Source organism: Streptomyces sp. NBC_00539 (assembly GCF_036346105.1).
Lineage (GTDB): Bacteria > Actinomycetota > Actinomycetes > Streptomycetales > Streptomycetaceae > Streptomyces.
The window spans coordinates 2,025,743-2,047,500 of sequence record NZ_CP107811.1 but is presented as its reverse complement, the minus strand read 5'-3'; the positions used below and the strand labels follow the sequence as shown (position 1 = coordinate 2,047,500).

The following is a 21,758-nucleotide window of genomic DNA, read 5'->3' as shown; positions in this document are numbered from 1 at the left end:
ACTGTTTACTAAAAACACAGGTCCGTGCGAAGCCGTAAGGCGATGTATACGGACTGACGCCTGCCCGGTGCTGGAACGTTAAGGGGACCGGTTAGTGCGCTTTCGGGCGTGCGAAGCTGAGAACTTAAGCGCCAGTAAACGGCGGTGGTAACTATAACCATCCTAAGGTAGCGAAATTCCTTGTCGGGTAAGTTCCGACCTGCACGAATGGCGTAACGACTTCTCGACTGTCTCAACCATAGGCCCGGTGAAATTGCACTACGAGTAAAGATGCTCGTTTCGCGCAGCAGGACGGAAAGACCCCGGGACCTTTACTACAGTTTGATATTGGTGTTCGGTTCGGCTTGTGTAGGATAGGTGGGAGACTTTGAAGCCGTGACGCCAGTCATGGTGGAGTCGCCGTTGAAATACCACTCTGGTCGTGCTGGATGTCTAACCTCGGTCCGTGATCCGGATCAGGGACAGTGTCTGATGGGTAGTTTAACTGGGGCGGTTGCCTCCCAAAGAGTAACGGAGGCGCCCAAAGGTTCCCTCAGCCTGGTTGGCAATCAGGTGTTGAGTGTAAGTGCACAAGGGAGCTTGACTGTGAGACCGACGGGTCGAGCAGGGACGAAAGTCGGGACTAGTGATCCGGCGGTGGCTTGTGGAAGCGCCGTCGCTCAACGGATAAAAGGTACCCCGGGGATAACAGGCTGATCTTCCCCAAGAGTCCATATCGACGGGATGGTTTGGCACCTCGATGTCGGCTCGTCGCATCCTGGGGCTGGAGTCGGTCCCAAGGGTTGGGCTGTTCGCCCATTAAAGCGGTACGCGAGCTGGGTTTAGAACGTCGTGAGACAGTTCGGTCCCTATCCGCTGTGCGCGTAGGAATATTGAGAAGGGCTGTCCCTAGTACGAGAGGACCGGGACGGACGAACCTCTGGTGTGCCAGTTGTCCTGCCAAGGGCATGGCTGGTTGGCTACGTTCGGGAGGGATAACCGCTGAAAGCATCTAAGCGGGAAGCCTGCTTCAAGATGAGTATTCCCACCTCCTTGAGAGGGTAAGGCTCCCAGTAGACGACTGGGTTGATAGGCCAGATGTGGAAGCCCGGTAACGGGTGGAGCTGACTGGTACTAATAGGCCGAGGGCTTGTCCTCGGTTGCTCGCGTCCACTGTGTTAGTTCTGAAGTAACGACCGTGTTGTCATCCGGTTGGTCAACTTCATAGTGTTTCGGTGGTCATAGCGTTAGGGAAACGCCCGGTTACATTCCGAACCCGGAAGCTAAGCCTTTCAGCGCCGATGGTACTGCAGGGGGGACCCTGTGGGAGAGTAGGACGCCGCCGAACAACCCGCCCTTTTAGCTCAGTCGGTAGAGCGTCTCCATGGTAAGGAGAAGGTCAACGGTTCGATTCCGTTAAAGGGCTCCAACAGAAAAGGCCCCCGCCATTTGGCGGGGGCCTTTTTGCGTTGGCGGGTTGCACCGGCCCTGGTTAAGGTGGTTTTGAAGGGCAAGACAGGTACGACCGGCGGCTTCGACGTGTCCTGGGGGCCGTCCGGCCTGCCTGGGAGGCGTGATGACCTTTCCCCCCGACGCGGCGGCACCGCGGCACACACAGAGCGACCCGGAAGACGTCCTCAAGCAAGTCGGAGCGTCGTGGCGCTGGGCGCTCGGCTTCGCCCTCGCGACCCTGATCCCGGGCATTCTGGTCCTGGTATGGCCCCATGAGACGCTGCACATCCTGGCCGTCATCATCGGTCTGCAACTCCTGGCGGCAGGAGTCTTCCGCTTCGTCACGGCCTTTTCGCACGGCCAGGAGGGCGGGGGCCGGCTGGCCGGCGTACTGGTCGCCTTGCTGGCGTTGCTGGCGGGCGTTCTCGTACTGAGGCATCCGATGCAGACCATCGGTGCGCTGTCCCTGATCCTCGGGGTGTTCTGGCTGTTGACCGGAGTGCTCACGGCGTACGTCGCCATCGCTGACCGGGGCATCGCCCACCGGGGCCTGTTCTTCGGCCTGGGCGCGCTCGGCACCGTCGCCGGGATCGTGGTGCTCTGCTTCCCGGTCGACTCCGCGGTCGCCCTCACCCGACTGCTGGGGCTGTGGCTCGTCCTGCTCGGCGTCTTCGAAGTGGTGCTGGCCTTCGCCCTGCGGTCCGCCACCCGCAGCAACAGATCCGCGCCCCGGCGTGAACCTTCGGCGTGAACCCCCGGCCGCGCGTGACTAGGCGCCCTCGCGCGGCTGGGGAACGCGGAAGGCCAGGATCGCCATGTCGTCGGAGGCGGGTTCGGCCGCGAAGCGTTCGACCGCGCGCAGGATGCGGGCGGCGACGGCGCCGGCGGTGAGGCCCGTACAGGTGGTGAGGACTTCCGCGAGGCCGTCGTCGCCGAGCATGCGGGTGCCCTCGCGGCGTTCGGTCACGCCGTCCGTGACGCAGAGCAGGACGTCGCCCGGGTCCAGGGTGAGGGTCTGCTCGTAGAGGTCGAGGTCGTCCATGACGCCGAGCAGCGGCTGGGGTTCGGCGGCGGGGATGACCTCGCCGTCCGGGCGCAGGCGCAGCGGGAGCGGGTGGCCGGCGCAGACGACCTTCATGAGCGCGCCGCCGTCCGGCTGGGGGTGGAGCTCGCCGTACAGGAGGGTGAGGAAGCGGCTGCGGGCGCCCTCGTCGAGGATCGCGGCGTTGAGGCGTTCCAGCACCGCCGGGCCGCCGAGGCCTTCGCGGGCCAGCAGGCGCAGGGCGTGCCGGGCGAGGCCGGTGACGGCGGCCGCTTCCGGGCCCGTACCGCACACGTCGCCGATGGCGAAGCCGTAGACGCCGGGGCGGATGGGGAAGACGTCGTAGAAGTCGCCGCCCACCTCGTTGCCCTCGCCGGCCGCGCGGTAGATGACCTCGACCTCGATGCCGGGGATGGCGGGGGAGCCGGGCGGCAGGAGGCTGCGCTGGAGGGAGCGGCTGATGGCGGTGCGCTCGGAGTAGAGGCGTGCGTTGTCCAGGGCCAGGGCGGCCCGGCGGGAGAGGTCGTCCGCGAGTTCCAGGATCTCCTGGCGGAAGTGTTCCTCGGACGGTTTGCCGAGCGTGAGCATGCCGATGACGCGGTTGCGGGCCAGGAGGGGGAGGACGACGGTCTCCCCGCCGACCGCGGCGGCGGATTCCGGCCAGGGGCGGGCGCCGGCCTCGCGCAGCGGTTCGGGCGGGCTGACGCGGGAGAGCAGGGCCTTGAGTCCGTCGATGCGTTCCTCGTCCTCGTGCAGTACGTAGGAGAGGTACGGGTCCGAGGTCTGGTCGGCGATGGTGTAGACGGCGCACCAGGTGGCCAGGGTGGGGACGGTCATCTGCGCCATCAGGGCCAGGGTCTGGTCCCGGTCGAGGGTGCCGGCGAGCAGGTCGGAGGCTTCGACGAGGAAGGAGAGGGAGCCGCGGCGCAGGCGTTCCAGCTCGCCGAGGCGGGCGGATTCGACGGCGAGCGCGATCCGGTCGGCGGCGAACTGCAGGCGCAGGGCGTCTTCGTTGGAGTAGCGGCCCGGGCTCTCGGCGGAGACGCCGAGTGAGCCGGTGAGGCGGCCTTCGACCTTGAGGGGGACGGTGACCACGGAGCGCATGCCGGTGGATTCCAGGAGCGGGACGGCGCCGGGGACGGCGACGAGGTCGTCGTGGACGGCGGGCATGCGGGCCGAGCCGTACCGGTTGGTGCCCGCTTCGACGGGGACGCGGGCGAAGCGCTGGCGGGTGGAGGGCAGGCCCGTGGTCGCGCGGACTTCGAGTTCGGTCTCGTCGTCGGTGGCGAGGAGCAGGAAGGCGGCGTCGGCGTCGAGCATGTCGCGGGCCCGCTCGACGGTGCGCTGGAGCAGTCCGTCCAGGTCGTCGGGGGCGGGGGAGCCGATGAACACCTCGAAGGGGTCCGCGGGGCGGGCTTCGGTGAGCTGGCCTGCGTCGGAGGGGATCCGCGCGGGGGTCTGGAGGAGGGCGCGTTCGTCGTCGTGGACCAGGAGGCAGACGATGGACGGCTCGCCGTGGGCGTCGCGTACCCGCAGGTGTGAGGCGTAAACGGGGATGACCCGGCCGTCGGCGCCGCGGATGCCGTAGCTGCCCTCCCACCTCGACAGCCGGAGGGCTTCGGCGATGCCGGTTCCGGTGCCGGGGGTCTGGGGCCAGGCGGCGAGTTCGGCGAGCGGGCGGCCGAGGACCTTCTCCGCGGTGTGGCCGAAGATGTGCTCGGCGTCCTCGTTCCAGGCGGAGACGGAGTCGGAGGCGTCGATCTGGATGACGGCGACGCGGACGCGGCTGTCGGCGAGGGGGAGCAGCTGGTCGGGGACGACCGGTCCGGCGGAGCGGGTACCGACCGGACGGTCCGGGAGGTCGAGGCGGAACCACACGTGTTTGTGCGTGCCCGTGTACTCGACTCCCCAGCGGGTGGCGAGCGCGGCGCAGAGCATGAGGCCGCGGCCGTTCTCGCGGTCCGGGTCGGCGTAGGGGCGTTCGCCGGGGGGCTGGAGCGGGAGCTCCCGCTCCGGGTACCGGTCGGCGACCTCGACGCGTACGCCGCCCTCGGTGCGCAGGCACAGCACTTCGGCCTGGGTTCCGGCGTGCACCACGGCGTTGGTGACGAGCTCGCTGGTGAGCACGACGGCGTCGTCGACGATGTCCGCGAAGCCCCAGCCCTGGAGGGTATCGCGGACGAACGCGCGGGCCCCGGCGACAGAGCGCCCTAGGGGATCGAAACTGGCAGCCGCCCGTGCCGTGATCACAAGACTCCTTCGACGCGGTGGGACATTCGGGTGCCAGGTTACTTACCTTCGCGGTCCGCATGGTGCCGTCGTAGGGGATTCCACCCGGGGAGTGCGGCCGGTGTGCAATGGTGCCGAAGTGTTATGGCCGGGTTCGGCCAGGGTGAAACACTGGGCAGGATGGTCTAGCCGGGCGTTTGACTCGCCGGGTTTCGGTGGAACAGTGGTCGACCCTTTCGGGAGGGACACGGTGGAGTCTGGCGCAGCGGTGCGGCGTACGGGGACGCGCGCGAAGGGCGGGCGGTCCCGGCGGAACGGTACGACGGAGGTCGATACCGCCGCTCTGAACCGTCTGCTCACGGCCCTGGTGTCGATGCGGGACGGCAATTTCCGCAAGCGGCTGACGGTGTCCGGCGAGGGCGTGATGGCGGAGGTCGCCGCCGTCTACAACGAGGTCGCCGACCGCAATCTCCACCTGACCGGGGAGCTGTCGCGGGTGCGGCGGATGGTGGGCCGCGAGGGCAAGCTCAGCGAACGGCTGGAAACAGGTGCCTGTGAGGGGTCCTGGGCGGCCGCGATCGATGCCTCGAACCAGCTCGTGGACGATCTGGCCCGGCCGGTGTCCGAGGTGGGCCGGGTGCTGTCGGCGGTCGCCGAGGGCGACCTGGACCAGCGGATGGACCTGCGGACACAGACCGCCGACGGGGCCGGGCATCCGCTGCGCGGGGAGTTCCTCAAGGTCGGGCGGACGGTCAACAACCTGGTCGACCAGCTGTCGGCGTTCACCGACGAGGTCACCCGGGTGGCGCTGGAGGTGGGTACCGAGGGCAAGCTCGGCGGCCAGGCGCAGGTGCGGGGCATGTCCGGTTCCTGGAAGGACCTGACCGACTCCGTCAACACGATGGCGTACCGGCTCACCGCCCAGGTGCGTGACATCGCCCTCGTGACGACGGCGGTCGCGAAGGGCGATCTCTCGCGCAAGGTCACGGTGCACGTGGCCGGCGAGATGCTCCAGCTCAAGAACACCGTGAACACGATGGTGGACCAGCTGTCCTCTTTCTCCTCCGAGGTGACCAGGGTCGCCCGCGAGGTGGGTACGGAGGGTGAGCTGGGCGGCCAGGCGAAGGTGCCCGGCGTCGCGGGTGTGTGGAAGGACCTGACCGACTCCGTCAACACGATGGCCGGGAACCTGACGGCCCAGGTGCGGGGGATCGCGCAGGTCACGACAGCGGTCGCCAATGGCGACCTGTCGCAGAAGGTACGGGTCAGCGCGCGCGGCGAGGTCGCGCAGCTGGCCGAGACGATCAACCAGATGACCGAGACCCTGCGGACGTTCGCGGACGAGGTCACGCGCGTGGCGAGCGAGGTCGGGGCCAAGGGAACGCTCGGCGGTCAGGCGCAGGTGCCGGGCGCGGCCGGTACCTGGAAGGACCTCACCGATTCGGTGAACACGGTCTTCCGCAACCTCACGACCCAGGTGCGGGACATCGCGACCGTGACGACGGCGGTGGCCAACGGCGACCTGTCGCAGAAGGTCACGGTCGATGTGGCCGGCGAGATGCTGGAGCTCAAGAACACCGTCAACACGATGGTGGACCAGCTCCAGTCCTTCGGTGCCGAGGTGACCCGTGTGGCCCGTGAGGTCGGGGTGGAGGGTGAGCTGGGCGGTCAGGCCCAGGTGCCCGGGGCGGCCGGTACCTGGAAGGACCTCACCGATTCGGTGAACACCGCCTTCCGCAACCTCACCGGCCAGGTCCGCAACATCGCGCAGGTGACGACGGCGGTGGCCAACGGCGACCTGTCGCAGAAGGTCACGGTGGACGTCTCCGGCGAGATGCTCCAGCTCAAGAACACCGTGAACACGATGGTGGACCAGCTGTCCTCGTTCGCGGACCAGGTCACGCGGATGGCGCGGGACGTGGGTACGGAGGGCCGCCTGGGCGGCCAGGCCCGGGTGGAGGGGGTGTCCGGCACCTGGAAGGAGCTCACCGACTCCGTCAATTTCATGGCCGGGAACCTGACCTCGCAGGTGCGCCAGATCGCGCAGGTGACGACGGCGGTGGCGCGCGGTGACCTGTCGCAGAAGATCGACGTGGATGCCCGGGGCGAGATCCTGGAGCTCAAGAACACCATCAACACGATGGTCGACCAGCTCTCCGCCTTCGCCGAGCAGGTGACCCGCGTCGCCCGCGACGTGGGTACCGAGGGTCGCCTGGGCGGTCAGGCGCAGGTGCCCGGGGTGGCCGGCGTGTGGCGTGACCTGACGGATTCCGTCAACGGCATGGCCGGGAACCTGACCTCGCAGGTGCGCAACATCGCGCAGGTCGCGACGGCGGTGGCGCGCGGTGACCTGTCGCAGAAGATCGACGTGGATGCCCGGGGCGAGATCCTGGAGCTCAAGAACACCCTCAACACGATGGTCGACCAGCTGTCGAACTTCGCGGAGCAGGTGACCCGGGTGGCCCGCGAGGTGGGTACGGAGGGGATCCTGGGAGGTCAGGCCGAGGTCAAGGGCGTCTCCGGCACCTGGAAGGACCTCACGCAGTCCGTCAACTTCATGGCGAACAACCTGACCTCGCAGGTCCGCAACATCGCCGAGGTGACGACGGCGGTCGCGATGGGCGACCTCTCCAAGAAGATCACGGTCGACGCCAAGGGCGAGATCCTGGAGCTGGTCACCACGGTCAACACGATGGTGGACCAGCTGTCCTCGTTCGCGGAGCAGGTGACGAGGGTCGCGCGCGAGGTGGGCACCGAGGGCATCCTCGGCGGTCAGGCGCGGGTGCGCGGGGTCACCGGCATCTGGAAGGACCTGAGCGACAACGTCAACACCATGGCCGGGAACCTGACGGCGCAGGTGCGCGGGATCGCGCAGGTCTCGGCGGCGGTCGCCAACGGCGACCTGACGAAGAAGGTCACCGTGGAGGCGCGCGGCGAGGTCGCGCAGCTCGCGGACACCGTCAACACGATGGTGAATACCCTTTCGTCCTTCGCGGATGAGGTCACGCGCGTGGCCCGCGAGGTGGGTACGGAGGGCCGCCTCGGCGGTCAGGCACACGTGCCGGGCGTTTCCGGGACGTGGAAGGACCTCACCGACTCGGTGAACTTCATGGCCTCCAACCTCACCGGTCAGGTGCGGCAGATCGCCATGGTCACGACCGCCATCGCCAAGGGCGACATGACCAAGAAGATCGACATCGATGCCCGGGGCGAGATCCTGGAGCTCAAGACCACCATCAACACGATGGTCGACCAGCTGTCGTCGTTCGCCGACCAGGTGACCCGCGTCGCCCGCGAGGTGGGCACGGAAGGCATCCTGGGCGGCCAGGCCCGCGTCCGTGACGTCGACGGCACCTGGCGGGACCTGACCGAGTCCGTGAACGAGATGGCCGGGAACCTGACCCGGCAGGTGCGCGCGATCGCGGCGGTGGCCACGGCGGTGACCCGCGGCGACCTGAACCTCAAGATCGACGTGGACGCGTCGGGCGAGATCCAGGTCCTCCAGGACAACATCAACACGATGATCGCCAACCTGCGCGACACCACCTTGGCCAACAAGGAGCAGGACTGGCTCAAGGGCAACCTGGCCCGCATCTCCGCCCTCATGCAGGGCCGGCGCGAGCTGGACGACGTCGCCTCGCTGATCATGAGCGAGCTGACCCCGGTGGTCTCCGCGCAGCACGGCGCCTTCTTCCTGGCCCTGCCGACCGGGGGCAGCACCGAGATCGGGACGGACGGCGGCGGGGACGGCTCGTACGAGCTGCGGATGCGCGGCAGTTACGCGTACGCGGGCGGGCAGATGCCGATCTCCTTCCGGCCCGGCGAGGGGCTGATCGGGACGGTCGCCGAGGAGAAGCGCACGATCCTGGTGGAGAACACCCCGCCCGGCTACCTCAAGATCTCCTCCGGACTCGGCGAGGCTCCGCCGGCGCACGTGATCGTGCTGCCGGTGCTCTTCGAGGGGAAGGTGCTCGGTGTCATCGAGCTGGCGTCCTTCACCCCCTTCACGCAGATCCAGAAGGACTTCCTCAGCCAGATCGCCGAGATGATCGGTACGAGCGTCAACACCATCAGCGTCAACTCCAAGACGGAGGTCCTCCTCAAGCAGTCGCAGGAGATGACCGAGCAGCTGCGCGAGCGCTCCGACGAGCTGGAGAACCGGCAGAAGGCGCTCCAGGCCGCCAACGCGGAGCTGGAGGAGAAGGCGGAGCTGCTGGCCCGTCAGAACCGGGACATCGAGGTCAAGAACACGGAGATCGAGGAGGCGCGGCAGGTCCTGGAGGAGCGCGCCGAGCAGCTCGCGGTGTCGATGCGGTACAAGTCCGAGTTCCTGGCGAACATGTCGCACGAGCTGCGTACGCCGCTCAACTCGCTGCTGATCCTGGCGAAGCTGCTGGCGGACAACGCGGACGGGAACCTTTCGCCGAAGCAGGTGGAGTTCGCCGAGACCATCCACGGGGCGGGCTCGGACCTGCTGCAGCTGATCAACGACATCCTGGACCTGTCGAAGGTCGAGGCGGGCAAGATGGACGTCTCGCCGACGCGGATCGCGTTGGTGCAGCTGGTGGACTACGTGGAGGCCACCTTCCGGCCGCTCACCGCGGAGAAGGGCCTGGACTTCTCGGTACGGGTCTCGCCGGAGCTGCCCGCGACCCTGCACACCGATGAGCAGCGGCTGTTGCAGGTATTGCGCAACCTGCTGTCGAACGCGGTGAAGTTCACCGACGGCGGCGCCGTGGAGCTGGTGATCCGGCCGGCCGGGGCGGACGTGCCCTCGGCGATCCGGGAGCAGCTGCTGGAGGCGGGTTCGCTGCGCGACGCCGACGCCGATCTGATCGCGTTCTCGGTGACGGACACCGGGATCGGGATCGCGGCGAGCAAGATGCTGGTGATCTTCGAGGCGTTCAAACAGGCCGACGGGACCACGAGCCGGAAGTACGGCGGTACGGGACTGGGCCTGTCCATCAGCCGGGAGATCGCCCGGCTGCTCGGCGGGGAGATCCACGCGGCGAGCGAGCCCGGCCGGGGATCGACCTTCACGCTGTACCTGCCGCTGCACCCGAGCGAGTTGCCGCCCCAGGGGTACGCCGCGCCGACGCCCGGCGGTGCGCGCGGTGAGTACCGCCGGCCGGCCGAGGAGGCGCGGCCCGAGGCGACGGCGGCCCCGGCCGCCGTACCCGCACCGGCGGTCGAGCCGGGCGAGCGGCGTCCGGCGCTGCCGGCGGCCGAGGGGGACCGGCCCGCGCAGGGGCAGGGCGGTCCGGCCGCGCTGTTCCGGCGGCGGCGCAAGTCGCTGAGCGACCGGGAGCCGCGTACGGCGGTGCCCGGCCAGCACGACGCGCAGGGCGACGGCAGCGGTTGGGGCGGTGAGCTCGAGGACCTTCCGCCGGTGCCGCGGACGTACGACTTCCACGGCGAGAAGGTGCTCATCGTGGATGACGACGTGCGCAACGTGTTCGCGCTGACCAGTGTGCTGGAGCAGCACGGACTGGCCGTGCTGTACGCGGAGAACGGCCGGGAGGGCATCGAAGTCCTGGAGCAGCACGACGATGTGACGGTCGTACTGATGGACATCATGATGCCGGAGATGGACGGGTACGCGACGACCTCGGCGATCCGGCGGATGCCGCAGTTCGCCGGGCTGCCGATCATCGCGCTGACGGCGAAGGCGATGCAGGGGGACCGGGAGAAGGCGATCGACTCCGGTGCTTCCGATTACGTCACCAAGCCGGTGGAACCCGATTACCTGCTGTCCGTGATGGAACAGTGGATGCGAGGGAAGTGATCATTTCGGGAGTCCGCGGATACCAATTGCTGACTCAGTGTGGCGGAACCGGTGTGGAAGGGCGGCATACGGGGAACCTTCTGCTCTCCCACACCGTTTCTGCTTCGTGCACAGTGACATCCTGGTGACAGGGTGTGGCGATCTCGGGACTGGGGCTACGATGACCGGCACAAGGACGGACGGCGCAAGGATGCCGTCCTCTGGGGCGGGGCCCGGCGAACAGGCCGGTGCCAGGAGCCGGGGAGGCCCCATGCCGGGGCGAGGAGGACAGGGCATGGTGCAGAAGGCCAAGATCCTCCTGGTCGACGACAGGCCGGAGAATCTGCTGGCGCTGGAGGCCATCCTCTCCGCGCTCGATCAGACACTGGTCAGGGCGTCGTCGGGAGAGGAAGCGCTCAAGGCGCTGCTGACGGACGATTTCGCGGTCATCCTGCTGGATGTCCAGATGCCGGGCATGGACGGTTTCGAGACGGCCGCACACATCAAGCGGCGGGAACGGACCCGGGACATCCCGATCATCTTCCTCACCGCGATCAACCACGGTCCGCACCACACCTTCCGCGGCTACGCGGCGGGCGCGGTGGACTACATCTCGAAACCGTTCGACCCGTGGGTGCTGCGTGCCAAGGTCTCGGTCTTCGTGGAGCTCTACACGAAGAACTGCCAGCTGCGCGAGCAGGCGTCGCTGCTGCGGCTCCAGCTGGAGGGCGGCGGTTCGGGCGGTGTGGACACCGGCAAGGAGACGCCCGGGCTGCTGGCCGAGCTGTCCGCACGGCTCGCGGCGGTGGAGGAGCAGGCGGAGGCGCTGACCAAGCAACTCGGCGAGGAAGCGGCCGACGCGTCGGTCGTGGCGACCGCGGCCCACCTGGAGCGCAAGCTCACCGGCCTGCGCAGGGCGCTGGACGCGCTGGAACCGGGGGCCGGCGGCGGGGCGGCCGTACTGCCCCTCCAGGGCTGAGCACTCCGCGGGCAGCGGGCCCCCGCCTACGGGCGCCCGTTGTGGGCCTGCTGGCGGTGCGTCAGGTGTGGCGGACCGTCACGGCCCCGGGCGACACGAACGGGTGAAGGGGTGGGCACGCGTGTCCACCGGCGTGCGCACCGGTAACCTCGGGCGCATGGCCTCAAGTACGTCCGGCAAGGGTTCCCAGAGCGCGGCGGGCGCCGCGAAGAGCCGCACCGGGCGTACGACCGCGCCGGCGAAGAAAGCGGCTCCCGCGCGCAAGCCCGCGGCCAAGAAGGCCGCGCCGGTCAGGCGCGCGCCCGTGAAGAAGGCCGCCGCCAAGCCCGCACCGTCCCCGACCGGGGGCGTGGTGCGGCTGGTGCGCTTCGTGTGGCTCGGCATCGCGCATGCGGTCGGGTCCGTCTTCCGCAGCGTCGGCCGGGGCGCCAAGAACCTCGACCCCGCCCACCGCAAGGACGGCGTCGCGCTGCTGCTGCTCGCCCTGGCGCTGATCGTCGCTGCCGGAACCTGGTCGAACCTGAGCGGGCCCGTCGGGGATCTGGTCACCATGCTGGTCACCGGTGCGTTCGGGCGCCTCGACCTGCTCGTGCCGATACTGCTCGGCGTGATGGCGGTGCGCTTCATCCGCCACCCCGAGCAGACCGACGCCAACGGCCGGATCGGCATCGGCCTGTCCGCCCTGGTCATCGGTATGCTGGGGCTCGTACACATCGCCTGCGGGGCGCCCGGGCGCGGCGAGGGCACCACCGCGATGCAGGACGCGGGCGGCCTCATCGGCTGGTCCGCCTCGAAGCCGCTGATCTTCACCATGGGTGCGCCGCTGGCCGTACCGATGCTGGTCCTCCTCACGGTCTTCGGGCTGCTGGTGGTCACCGCCACCCCCGTCAACGCCATCCCGCAGCGGCTGCGGCGGCTCGGGATCCGGCTCGGGCTGATCCAGCCGAACGAGTACGACGAGGATTTCGGACAGCCGGCGGGCGCGGCCCCCCAGGACCGGCCGGACCGGCACGACCCGGCGCGCTGGCAGGCCCGGGCCGCGGCCGCCGACCCGGCCGGCACCGCCGAGGAGGAGGCGCTCGCCCGGCGGCGCAAGCCGCGCCCGAGCGCGTCCCGGCCCGCGATGGACCGGGAGATGGACGCGGTCGACGTCGCCGCGGCGGCCGCCGCCGCGCTGGACGGGGTGGTCTACGGCGGGCTGCCGCCCTCCCCGGTGGTCGCCGACCTCACGCACGGGATCACCGCCCAGCGCGAGCACGGGGAGGTGGAGGTCACCACCCCGGTGCCGCCCGCGCGGGAGGAACGCCCGGCTGCGGCCGGGCCCGCCGCCCAGGCTGCCGGACCGCACGACAACACCGCCGCGGCCTCCGGCACCCTGTCCGTGCCGGACCTCACCAAGGCCCCGCCGCGCAGCGAACCCCTGCCGGCCCGGGCCGAGCAGCTGCAGTTGCGCGGGGACATCACGTACGCACTGCCCTCGCTGGACCTGCTGGAGCGCGGCGGCCCCGGCAAGACCCGAAGCGCCGCCAACGACGCGGTGGTGGCCTCGCTGACCAACGTGTTCACCGAGTTCAAGGTCGACGCGCAGGTCACCGGCTTCACCCGCGGTCCGACGGTCACCCGCTACGAGGTGACGCTCGGCGCGGCCGTGAAGGTCGAGCGGATCACCGCCCTGGCCAAGAACATCGCGTACGCCGTCGCCTCGCCGGACGTGCGGATCATCAGCCCGATCCCGGGCAAGTCGGCGGTCGGCATCGAGATCCCCAACACCGACCGGGAGATGGTCAACCTCGGTGACGTCCTGCGTCTCGCGGACGCCGCCGAGGACGACCACCCCATGCTGGTGGCGCTGGGCAAGGACGTCGAGGGCGGCTACGTCATGGCCAACCTCGCGAAGATGCCGCACGTACTGGTCGCCGGCGCCACCGGCTCCGGCAAGTCCTCCTGCATCAACTGCCTGATCACCTCGGTGATGGTCCGGGCCACCCCGGAGGACGTCCGGATGGTCCTGGTCGACCCCAAGCGGGTCGAGCTGACCGCCTACGAGGGCATCCCGCACCTGATCACCCCGATCATCACCAACCCGAAGCGGGCCGCCGAGGCGCTCCAGTGGGTCGTGCGGGAGATGGACCTGCGCTACGACGACCTCGCGGCCTTCGGCTACCGGCACATCGACGACTTCAACCAGGCGATCCGGGACGGCAAGATTACGCTGCCGCCGGGCAGCGAGCGGGAGCTGAGCCCGTACCCGTACCTGCTGGTGATCGTGGACGAGCTCGCCGACCTGATGATGGTGGCCCCGCGCGACGTCGAGGACTCGATCGTGCGCATCACCCAGCTGGCCCGCGCGGCCGGCATCCACCTGGTGCTCGCCACCCAGCGGCCCTCGGTGGACGTGGTCACCGGCCTGATCAAGGCGAACGTGCCCTCGCGGCTCGCGTTCGCCACCTCCTCGCTCGCCGACAGCCGGGTCATCCTCGACCAGCCCGGCGCGGAGAAGCTGATCGGCAAGGGTGACGGGCTGTTCCTGCCGATGGGCGCGAACAAGCCGGTCCGCCTCCAGGGCGCGTTCGTCACCGAGGAGGAGATCGCCGGGATCGTGCAGCACTGCAAGGACCAGATGGCGCCCGTCTTCCGCGAGGACGTCACCGTCGGCCAGAAGCAGAAGAAGGAGATCGACGAGGAGATCGGCGACGACCTGGACCTGCTGTGCCAGGCGGCGGAACTGGTGGTCACCACCCAGTTCGGCTCCACCTCGATGCTCCAGCGCAAGCTGCGCGTCGGCTTCGCGAAGGCGGGCCGTCTCATGGACCTGATGGAATCGCGGGGCGTCGTCGGCCCGAGCGAAGGTTCGAAGGCGCGCGACGTGCTGGTGAAGCCGGACGAACTGGACGGGGTGCTGGCGGTCATCCGCGGGGAGGACCAGCCGTAAGGGCCGGGAGCACCAGTCGTAAAGGCGGGGAGCACCAGTCGTAAGGGTCCTGCGGGCAACCGTTTCCCCTGGCCGAGCGTCAAGTTGAGGAAGTGGCGGACACCGCGCTCCGGCGCGGGGCCGCCGAACCGGCTTCGCACCAGCCGGAGACCCGATTGCCATTCGGATGGCCTAGGGACTCCACCCCTCCGGTTGCTCCACCCTTTCGTCACCCCCCTAGACTGGGAATCCAGCAGGTGGCTACACGCTCGAAAGGCGCCCTCGTGTCCATCGGCAACGCCAAATCCCCCGAAGAAGAGCGGCCTTCGACCGACGACCGGTCCGAGGACCGTCTCGTCGAACGCACCGTCGAAGGACCGTCCATCGGGACGGCCCTCAAGAAGGCCCGGATCGCCGCCGGGCTCACCGTCGACGAGGTCAGTTCCACCACCCGCGTGCGCATCCCGATCGTGCACGCGATCGAAGAAGACGATTTCACGCGGTGTGGCGGCGACGTCTACGCCCGCGGTCACATCCGCACGCTCGCCCGCGCCGTCCACCTCGATCCGGCACCTCTGGTCGAGGCCTACGACGCGGCCCACGGCGGCCGTCCGGCCCCCACTCCTCCCGCGCCGATGTTCGAAGCCGAACGCATCCGTCCCGAGCGGCAGCGGCCGAACTGGACGGCGGCCATGGTCGCCGCGATCGTCGCCGTCATCGGGTTCGTGGGCTTCACGGCCTTCGGCGGCGACGGCGACAGCAAGGGGAGCCGGCCCCTGGCGGAAGGTTCCGGCGCCTCGGCCGCGCCCAAGCCGGCGGGCAAACCGGCCGCGCCCCAGCAGCAGCCGAAGCCCAAGCCGACGCCCTCCGACAGCGCCATCGCCGCCGCGCCCAAGGACCTCGTCACGGTCGTCCTGACGGCCAACGACGGAGAGAGCTGGATCTCCGCGAAGGACCACAGCGGCCGGTCGCTGTTCGACGGGACGCTCGCCCTGGGCGAGTCCAAGACGTTCACCGACAAGGAGTCCATCGACCTCGTACTCGGCGACGCCGGGGTCGTCAAGCTGTTCGTGAACGGCAAGGAGATCAAGGACCAGTTCCAGCCGGGGCAGGTCGAACGGCTCACCTACACCAAGGACGACCCGCGTCAGGGCCAGGCCCAGGCAGGCTGACCAGCGCGGACCATGCAGTTCCGGATCCCCGGGAGGCCCTGCCGGCCTCCCGGGGATCTTGCAAGGGGGACGTGGGGCAGGGGCCGGCGCCGGGACGAAGTAGTCTTGAGTCCATGCCCGAACGCCGTACCGTCGCCCTTGTCACTCTTGGCTGCGCCCGTAACGAGGTGGACTCGGAGGAGCTCGCAGGCCGCTTGGCGGCGGATGGCTGGGAGCTCGTCGAGGACGCCGCCGATGCGGACGTAGCCGTCGTCAACACCTGCGGCTTCGTCGAAGCCGCCAAAAAGGATTCCGTCGACGCCCTCCTGGAAGCCAACGATCTCAAGGATCACGGCAAGACCCAGGCCGTCGTCGCCGTCGGCTGTATGGCCGAGCGCTACGGCAAGGAACTCGCCGAAGCGCTCCCCGAGGCCGACGGCGTGCTCGGCTTCGACGACTACGCCGACATCTCCGACCGCCTCCAGACCATCCTGAACGGCGGCATCCACGCCTCCCACACCCCGCGCGACCGGCGCAAGCTGCTGCCGATCAGCCCCGCCGCCCGCCAGGACGCCGAGGTGGCCCTGCCCGGACACGCCCAGGAGCCCGCCGAGGCCCCCGCGGACCTGCCCGAGGGCCTCGCGCCCGCCTCCGGTCCGCGCGCGCCCCTGCGCCGCCGCCTGGACAAGAGCCCGGTCGCCTCGGTCAAGCTCGCCTCCGGCTGCGACCGGCGCTGCTCCTTCTGCGCCATCCCGTCCTTCCGCGGCTCGTTCATCTCCCGCCGCCCCAGCGACGTGCTGGGCGAGACGCGCTGGCTCGCCGAGCAGGGCGTCAAGGAGATCATGCTGGTCTCCGAGAACAACACCTCGTACGGCAAGGACCTCGGCGACATCCGGCTGCTGGAGACGCTGCTGCCCGAGCTGGCCGAGGTGGACGGCATCGAGCGCGTCCGCGTCAGCTACCTCCAGCCCGCCGAGATGCGGCCCGGCCTGATCGACGTCCTCACCTCGACGCCGAAGGTCGTGCCCTACTTCGACCTGTCGTTCCAGCACTCGGCCCCCGACGTGCTGCGCGCGATGCGCCGCTTCGGTGACACCGACCGGTTCCTCGAACTGCTCGACACCATCCGCGGCAAGGCCCCGCTGGCCGGCGTGCGGTCCAACTTCATCGTCGGCTTCCCCGGCGAGAGCGAAGCGGACTTCGCCGAGCTGGAGCGTTTCCTCACCCACGCGCGGCTCGACGCCATCGGCGTCTTCGGCTACTCGGACGAGGACGGCACCGAGGCCGTCGGCTACGAGAACAAGCTGGACGCGGAGACCATCGCCGAGCGGCTCGCGCACATGCAGCGGCTCGCGGAGGAGCTGACCTCCCAGCGTGCGGAAGAGCGGATCGGGGAGACCCTGGAGGTACTCGTCGAGACCGTGGAGGACATCGACGAGGACGGCGAGGGCGCCTACGGGCGCGCAGCCCACCAGGCGCCCGAGACGGACGGCCAGGTGGTCTTCACGGACAGCACCGGTCTGGTGCCCGGCCGTATGGTGACGGCGAAGGTCGTCGGCACGCTGGGTGTGGACCTGGTGGCCGAGCCCCTGGGCCTGGATCTTGAGGAGGCGGCCGGATGACCGGAGTCCCGGCACCTGCGGCGGGCGGGACCGGCCGCCGGCCCTCGCCCGGCGCGGGGCTCGGGACCGCGGCCGTCAATCAGGCCAGCCTGTGGAACATCGCCAACATCCTGACGATGATCCGGCTCGTGCTCGTGCCGGGATTCGTCCTGCTGCTGCTCGCCGACGGGGGCTACGACCCCGTCTGGCGGGCGCTGGCGTGGGCGGCCTTCGCCGTCGCCATGATCACGGACATCTTCGACGGGCACCTCGCCCGGACGTACAACCTCGTCACCGACTTCGGGAAGATCGCCGACCCCATCGCCGACAAGGCGATCATGGGCTCGGCGCTCATCTGTCTCTCGTGGCTGGGTGACCTGCCCTGGTGGGTGACCGGGGTGATCCTCGGGCGGGAACTGGGGATCACCCTCCTGCGTTTCTGGGTCATCCGGTACGGAGTCATTCCGGCCAGCCGGGGCGGCAAGCTCAAGACCCTCGCCCAGGGGACGGCGGTCGGCATGTACGTGCTCGCCCTCACCGGCCCGCTGGCGACCCTGCGGTTCTGGGTGATGGCGGTCGCCGTCGTGCTGACCGTGGTCACCGGTTTGGACTACATCCGCCAGGCCGTCGTCCTGCGCCGCAGGGGACTGGCCGCGGAGCGGGCCGCGCAGTGACGCGAGCGGCGGGTGATTTTCCGGAGGCGGGTGGAGCCGCGGGACGTCTCACCGCGCCGGACTCGATCGCACAACTGTCCGGGGCCGTACTCGGGCTGCTTGCGCAGAGTGACCAGACGCTCGCCGTGGCGGAGTCGCTGACCGGCGGTCTGGTCGCCGCGGAACTGACGGCCGTGCCGGGTGCCTCGAAATCCTTCCGCGGCTCGGTGACCGCGTACGCGACCGAGCTCAAGCACCGGCTCCTGGGAGTGGACGCGGAGCTGCTGGCGGCCGAAGGCGCGGTGAACGCGCAGGTCGCGGAGGAGATGGCGGCGGGGGTGCGCCGGGCGCTGGGGGCTTCGTGGGGGATCGCGACGACCGGGGTGGCCGGTCCGGACCCCCAGGACGGGCAGCCGGTGGGCACCGTTTTCGTCGCCGTGGCCGGTCCGGGGGGCAGGAAAACGGCCCGGCTGCGGTTGAACGGCTCCCGGACGGAAATCCGTAGGGAGAGCGCACGGACAGTGCTCGAACTCCTTTCGAGCGAACTCCGCGAGAATCTGCGGGGGCAGGATACGGAACAGAACGGGGGGATTTGATGTTTGCAGCCCTGAGTGAACACGACATAGCTCCCCGCACGGCCGCGGCGCGAGGCGGTACGGTGGGGCGTGAAGGTTACGGCTACACGGTCAGAGGAGGGAGCCACCGATGATTCTGCTCCGTCGCCTGCTGGGTGACGTGCTGCGTCGGCAGCGCCAGCGCCAGGGCCGTACTCTGCGCGAAGTCTCCTCGTCCGCCCGAGTTTCGCTCGGCTATCTCTCCGAGGTGGAGCGGGGGCAGAAGGAGGCATCCTCCGAGCTGCTCTCCGCGATCTGCGACGCGTTGGACGTACGGATGTCCGAGCTGATGCGCGAAGTCAGTGACGAACTGTCGCTGGCGGAGCTTGCGCAGTCGGCCACGGCAAGCGAACCGGTGCCGGCACCGGTGCGCCCGATGCTCAATTCGGTGTCCGTGGCCTCGGTCGCGGGTACCACGGAGCGGGTGACCATCAAGGCGCCCGTGGAAGCGGTGAACGTCGTAGCCGCGTGAAGGCGAGCGCGAGCGCGTGAAGCGCGTATGAGTGTGGCCGGAGCCCCGGCCGGTGCGTGAGGCACCGGACGGGGCTCCTTGCCGTGCCGGGGCCCGTCGGGGTGCTGGGGCCCTCGGCGTGCCGGCGCTCCTCGGTGTGCCGGGGCTCCTCGGTGTTCTGGGTGCGGCGGCGAGGGCGGTGCGGGAGGATGGGGCCGTCCGGATTCCGGCCTTCCTGGGAGGCGGCCGTGCGGTTGTTACTCATACCCGTCGTGCTGACGGCCGGAGTGCTCTGGTGGTGGGCCGTGCTGCGGCTGTCGCTGGAGCCCGCGGACGCGGGGCCCATGGAGGGCGCGGTGGCCGTCGGCGGATGGGGGCTGGGGCTGCTCCCCGTGCACTGCGTGCCCGGTCCGGGGCGCAGGCGCCCTCGGGCGGCGGCCACGAGGGCGCCGGTCACCAGGGCATCGATACTCCGCCGTTCGGGCGGAGGATCTGGCCCGTCATGAAGGACGAGGCGTCGGAGGCGAGGTAGAGCACCGCTTGGGCGATGTCCTCGGGCTCCCCGACCCGGCGCAGCGGCGACATCCGGATCATCGCCGCCTCGGTCCGCTCCCGTTCCTCGGCACTGTGGCGGCCCGTCATGGGGGTGCGGATCCATCCCGGCGCGACGGCGTTGACGCGGATGCCGTGTGGGCCGGTCTCGGTCGCGAGGGTCTTGGTCAGCTGGACGACGGCCGCTTTGGCGACGCTGTAGCAGAGCAGGCCCGGCTGGGCGGCGTCCACGGCGCCGGAGGCCATGGTGATCACCGAACCGGGACGTCCGGCGGTGATCATGGCGCGGACGGCCTCCTGGCAGGTGCGCAGGACGCCCTTGAAATTGACGTCCAGGACCCGGTCGAGGTCCTCGTCGGTGGTGTCCAGGACGCTGCTGGAGTGCATGATCCCGGCGATGGCGGCGGTGATGTCGAGCGGGCCCGCGGCCGCGACGGCGGCCCGCAGCGCGGCACGGTCGGTCACGTCGAGGGTGTGGACGGTGGCCTTGCCGCCTGCTTCGCACACCAGGCGGGCGGTCTCGCGCAGGCCGGTCGCGTCGCGGTCGGCGCAGTGCACGGCCGCGCCGGCCCGGGCGAGGAGCACGGCGGTGGCGCGGCCGATCCCGCTGGCGGCGCCGGTGACGAGCGCGGTGCGGCCGGTGAGGTCGTACGGGGCTGTGGGCATGCCGGGACCGTACGACCGTAGCTGACGGGGCGTCAACTACGGTGTGGGCCCGGATTGGCAGCGGGGGCACCAGTACGTGGGGCGGTCCTCCTTCACGACCCGGCGTACCGGGGTGCCGCAGCGCAGGCAGGGGCGCGGGGCGCGCCCGTAGACGAAGAGGGCCTGGCCCCGGCGGCGGCTGCCGGTGGTGTTGCGGGTCTCGCCGGCGCCGAGGTTGGCCGCGAGGAGGCGCTGCGCGGCGCCGGCCAGGCGGACGGCGGTGACCTCGGGATCCGCAAGGGCGCCGACCGCGGTCCACGGGGTGACCTGGGCGAGGAAGCAGAGCTCGCACATGTACACGTTGCCGATGCCCGCGAGGTTGCGCTGGTCCAGCAGGGCTTCGCCGAGGGGGCGTTCGGGGGTGGCGAGCAGGTTCGCCGCGGCCTTGTCCGCGTCCCAGTCGGGGCCGAGGAGGTCGGGTCCCAGGTGGCCGACGACCTTGTCCTCGTCGGCGGTGCGCAGGAGTTCCAGGACGGGGAGGCGGTAGCCGACGGCGGTGTCGCAGGCGGTACCCAAGATGGCGCGGATCTCGTAGTCGGGGCCGCCGTGCCACTTCCGCCCGGCGGGGAAGACGTGCCAGGCGCCGTCCATGCGCAGGTGGCTGTGGAGGGTGAGGCCGCCGTCGCCGTCGATGCGGGTGAGCAGGTGCTTTCCGCGCGGGATCACGTTCAAGGTGGTGCGGCCGGTGAGGTCCACGGTGGCCAGGCGCGCGACGCGCAGGTCGCTGCGGGTGATCTCCCGCCCGGCCAGGGCCGCGTGCAACCGGGCCGCGGCGCGCCAGACGCTGTCTCCTTCGGGCATGGTCCCATTGTCGCCCGCCCGGGCTCGCGCCGGACGGGCGACAGCCGGCGCCCCCGCGGCCGGGTGTCCTACGCGGGGGCCGGGAGGGCGCGGCGGCGGGTCACTTCCAGGTGAGGGCCTTGTTGCCCACCGTGCTGTACGGCTCGCCCCAGTACTCGGCTCCGGTGATCTTCACCTGGGCCGAGGGGGCCATGGCGATCGCGCAGTTGGTCTGCGACTGGCCGTTGGTGAACCCCTTGGGAAGCGCATCGTCCTTGCACTTCTCGAACTTGCCGATGACCGAGACGCCGTTCGCCTCGCCGCCGTCCGGGAGCAGGCCCTTGATGTGGCCGACCGAGGAGTACGCGAGGTCGGTGGTGCCGACGTTCTTGACGGTGTAGTGGATGTAGTAGGGCACCATCCCCTTCACCTTGTCGCCGAGCTTGAGGGAGTCGAGGTCCGCCGCCTGGCCCTGCTCGATGGAGGTGACGGTGAGGGCGATCGTGCCCTGGGTGCTGCCGTAGGTGAACGGGACCGTCGCCGTCTGGCCGATCTTGAAGCTCTGGCCGGGCTTGGCCGTGCCCGCGGCGCCTGCGGGCGCCTCACTTGCGGCTGCCGACGGGCTCGCGGCGGCGCTGGGGCTCTCGGCCGCGCCGGACTGGGCGGGACTGCTCGCGGGCGAGCTGGGCGCCGCCGGGGGCGCGTCTTCGTTGCCGCTCTTGCAGCCGCTCAGCGTCAGGGTGGCGGTGACCGCCAGGCCGATGGTGCCGAGTGCGGTCCTGCGCATGGCTGTGGTGCTCACTTCTGGTGTCCCCCATGGACTGTACGTTTGACTGCGCATCGTCAACCCGATGCCTGGTGGTGATCTTAGGGGCGGGGGAACGGGCTGATCCGC

At 69.9% G+C, this 21,758-nt stretch carries 13 protein-coding genes, 1 tRNA gene and 2 rRNA genes (1 of these 16 cut by a window edge); 12 read left to right on the top strand and 4 right to left on the bottom strand.

Features of this window, described 5'->3' with window-relative positions; genetic code table 11:
- The 4 genes from OG861_RS08820 to OG861_RS08805 form a co-directional block, all read left to right on the top strand.
- Nucleotides 1-1,137 (top strand): 23S ribosomal RNA (locus tag OG861_RS08820); it begins 1,986 nt to the left of the window's first position.
- A gap of 73 nt (nucleotides 1,138-1,210) precedes the next feature.
- Nucleotides 1,211-1,327 (top strand): 5S ribosomal RNA (gene rrf / locus OG861_RS08815).
- Between the two features lie 5 nt (nucleotides 1,328-1,332).
- Nucleotides 1,333-1,408, top strand: a tRNA-Thr gene (locus OG861_RS08810).
- 147 nt (nucleotides 1,409-1,555) lie between these two features.
- Nucleotides 1,556-2,182: an HdeD family acid-resistance protein gene (locus OG861_RS08805; protein ID WP_329198829.1), complete on the top strand. Its 627-nt coding sequence runs from the start codon at nucleotides 1,556-1,558 to the stop codon at nucleotides 2,180-2,182.
- An 18-nt stretch (nucleotides 2,183-2,200) separates the two neighbouring features.
- Here OG861_RS08805 and OG861_RS08800 read toward each other — a convergent pair whose 3' ends face one another.
- The gene (locus tag OG861_RS08800) at nucleotides 2,201-4,723 is read right to left on the bottom strand and encodes a SpoIIE family protein phosphatase (RefSeq protein WP_329198830.1); all 2,523 of its coding nucleotides are present in this window, start codon (nucleotides 4,721-4,723) and stop codon (nucleotides 2,201-2,203) included.
- A gap of 229 nt (nucleotides 4,724-4,952) precedes the next feature.
- Between OG861_RS08800 and OG861_RS08795 the strand changes: the two genes are divergently transcribed.
- The 8 genes from OG861_RS08795 (at nucleotide 4,953) to OG861_RS08760 (ending at nucleotide 18,847) form a co-directional block, all read left to right on the top strand.
- Complete coding sequence (locus tag OG861_RS08795) at nucleotides 4,953-10,487, top strand: HAMP domain-containing protein (RefSeq protein ID WP_329198831.1); 5,535 nt, start codon at nucleotides 4,953-4,955, stop codon at nucleotides 10,485-10,487.
- 274 nt (nucleotides 10,488-10,761) lie between these two features.
- Nucleotides 10,762-11,445: a response regulator gene (locus OG861_RS08790; RefSeq protein WP_329198833.1), complete on the top strand. Its 684-nt coding sequence runs from the start codon at nucleotides 10,762-10,764 to the stop codon at nucleotides 11,443-11,445.
- A gap of 157 nt (nucleotides 11,446-11,602) precedes the next feature.
- Nucleotides 11,603-14,377, top strand: a complete 2,775-nt coding sequence (locus tag OG861_RS08785) for a DNA translocase FtsK (RefSeq protein ID WP_329198835.1) — start codon at nucleotides 11,603-11,605, stop codon at nucleotides 14,375-14,377.
- 263 nt (nucleotides 14,378-14,640) lie between these two features.
- Nucleotides 14,641-15,528 (top strand): helix-turn-helix domain-containing protein, encoded by an 888-nt coding sequence (locus tag OG861_RS08780; protein ID WP_329198837.1) that lies wholly within the window; start codon nucleotides 14,641-14,643, stop codon nucleotides 15,526-15,528.
- A gap of 113 nt (nucleotides 15,529-15,641) precedes the next feature.
- On the top strand, nucleotides 15,642-17,129 hold the full coding sequence (rimO, locus tag OG861_RS08775) for a 30S ribosomal protein S12 methylthiotransferase RimO (RefSeq protein ID WP_329198838.1): 1,488 nt from the start codon (nucleotides 15,642-15,644) through the stop codon (nucleotides 17,127-17,129).
- Complete coding sequence (gene pgsA / locus OG861_RS08770) at nucleotides 17,126-17,782, top strand: CDP-diacylglycerol--glycerol-3-phosphate 3-phosphatidyltransferase (RefSeq protein ID WP_329198840.1); 657 nt, start codon at nucleotides 17,126-17,128, stop codon at nucleotides 17,780-17,782. Before rimO ends, pgsA begins: the two co-directional genes overlap by 4 nt.
- Nucleotides 17,783-17,856: 74 nt before the next feature.
- A complete protein-coding gene (locus OG861_RS08765) occupies nucleotides 17,857-18,357 on the top strand; it encodes a CinA family protein (protein WP_443056788.1) in 501 nt (166 codons plus the stop codon).
- 109 nt (nucleotides 18,358-18,466) lie between these two features.
- Nucleotides 18,467-18,847, top strand: a complete 381-nt coding sequence (locus tag OG861_RS08760; protein WP_329198842.1) for a helix-turn-helix domain-containing protein — start codon at nucleotides 18,467-18,469, stop codon at nucleotides 18,845-18,847.
- A gap of 432 nt (nucleotides 18,848-19,279) precedes the next feature.
- On the opposite strand, the gene OG861_RS08750 is transcribed toward OG861_RS08760, so the two are convergent.
- From OG861_RS08750 to OG861_RS08740, 3 genes are all read right to left on the bottom strand, one after another.
- Nucleotides 19,280-20,044, bottom strand: coding sequence for an SDR family NAD(P)-dependent oxidoreductase (locus tag OG861_RS08750; RefSeq protein ID WP_329198844.1), 765 nt, complete (start codon nucleotides 20,042-20,044; stop codon nucleotides 19,280-19,282).
- A gap of 36 nt (nucleotides 20,045-20,080) precedes the next feature.
- A complete protein-coding gene (locus OG861_RS08745) occupies nucleotides 20,081-20,884 on the bottom strand; it encodes an Fpg/Nei family DNA glycosylase (RefSeq protein WP_329198846.1) in 804 nt (267 codons plus the stop codon).
- Nucleotides 20,885-20,984: 100 nt separating this feature from the next.
- The gene (locus tag OG861_RS08740; protein WP_329198848.1) at nucleotides 20,985-21,665 is read right to left on the bottom strand and encodes a hypothetical protein; all 681 of its coding nucleotides are present in this window, start codon (nucleotides 21,663-21,665) and stop codon (nucleotides 20,985-20,987) included.
- Nucleotides 21,666-21,758 lie beyond the last annotated feature (93 nt).

Excerpts from the sequence above, each read along its gene's own strand:
- OG861_RS08805 (WP_329198829.1), top strand. The coding sequence starts at position 1,556 with ATGACCTTTCCCCCCGACGCGGCGGCACCGCGGCACACACAGAGCGAC.
- OG861_RS08790 (WP_329198833.1), top strand. The coding sequence starts at position 10,762 with ATGGTGCAGAAGGCCAAGATCCTCCTGGTCGACGACAGGCCGGAGAAT.
- OG861_RS08785 (WP_329198835.1), top strand. The coding sequence starts at position 11,603 with ATGGCCTCAAGTACGTCCGGCAAGGGTTCCCAGAGCGCGGCGGGCGCC.
- rimO (WP_329198838.1), top strand. The coding sequence starts at position 15,642 with ATGCCCGAACGCCGTACCGTCGCCCTTGTCACTCTTGGCTGCGCCCGT.
- pgsA (WP_329198840.1), top strand. The coding sequence starts at position 17,126 with ATGACCGGAGTCCCGGCACCTGCGGCGGGCGGGACCGGCCGCCGGCCC.
- OG861_RS08760 (WP_329198842.1), top strand. The coding sequence starts at position 18,467 with ATGATTCTGCTCCGTCGCCTGCTGGGTGACGTGCTGCGTCGGCAGCGC.
- OG861_RS08750 (WP_329198844.1), bottom strand. The coding sequence starts at position 20,044 with ATGCCCACAGCCCCGTACGACCTCACCGGCCGCACCGCGCTCGTCACC.
- OG861_RS08745 (WP_329198846.1), bottom strand. The coding sequence starts at position 20,884 with ATGCCCGAAGGAGACAGCGTCTGGCGCGCCGCGGCCCGGTTGCACGCG.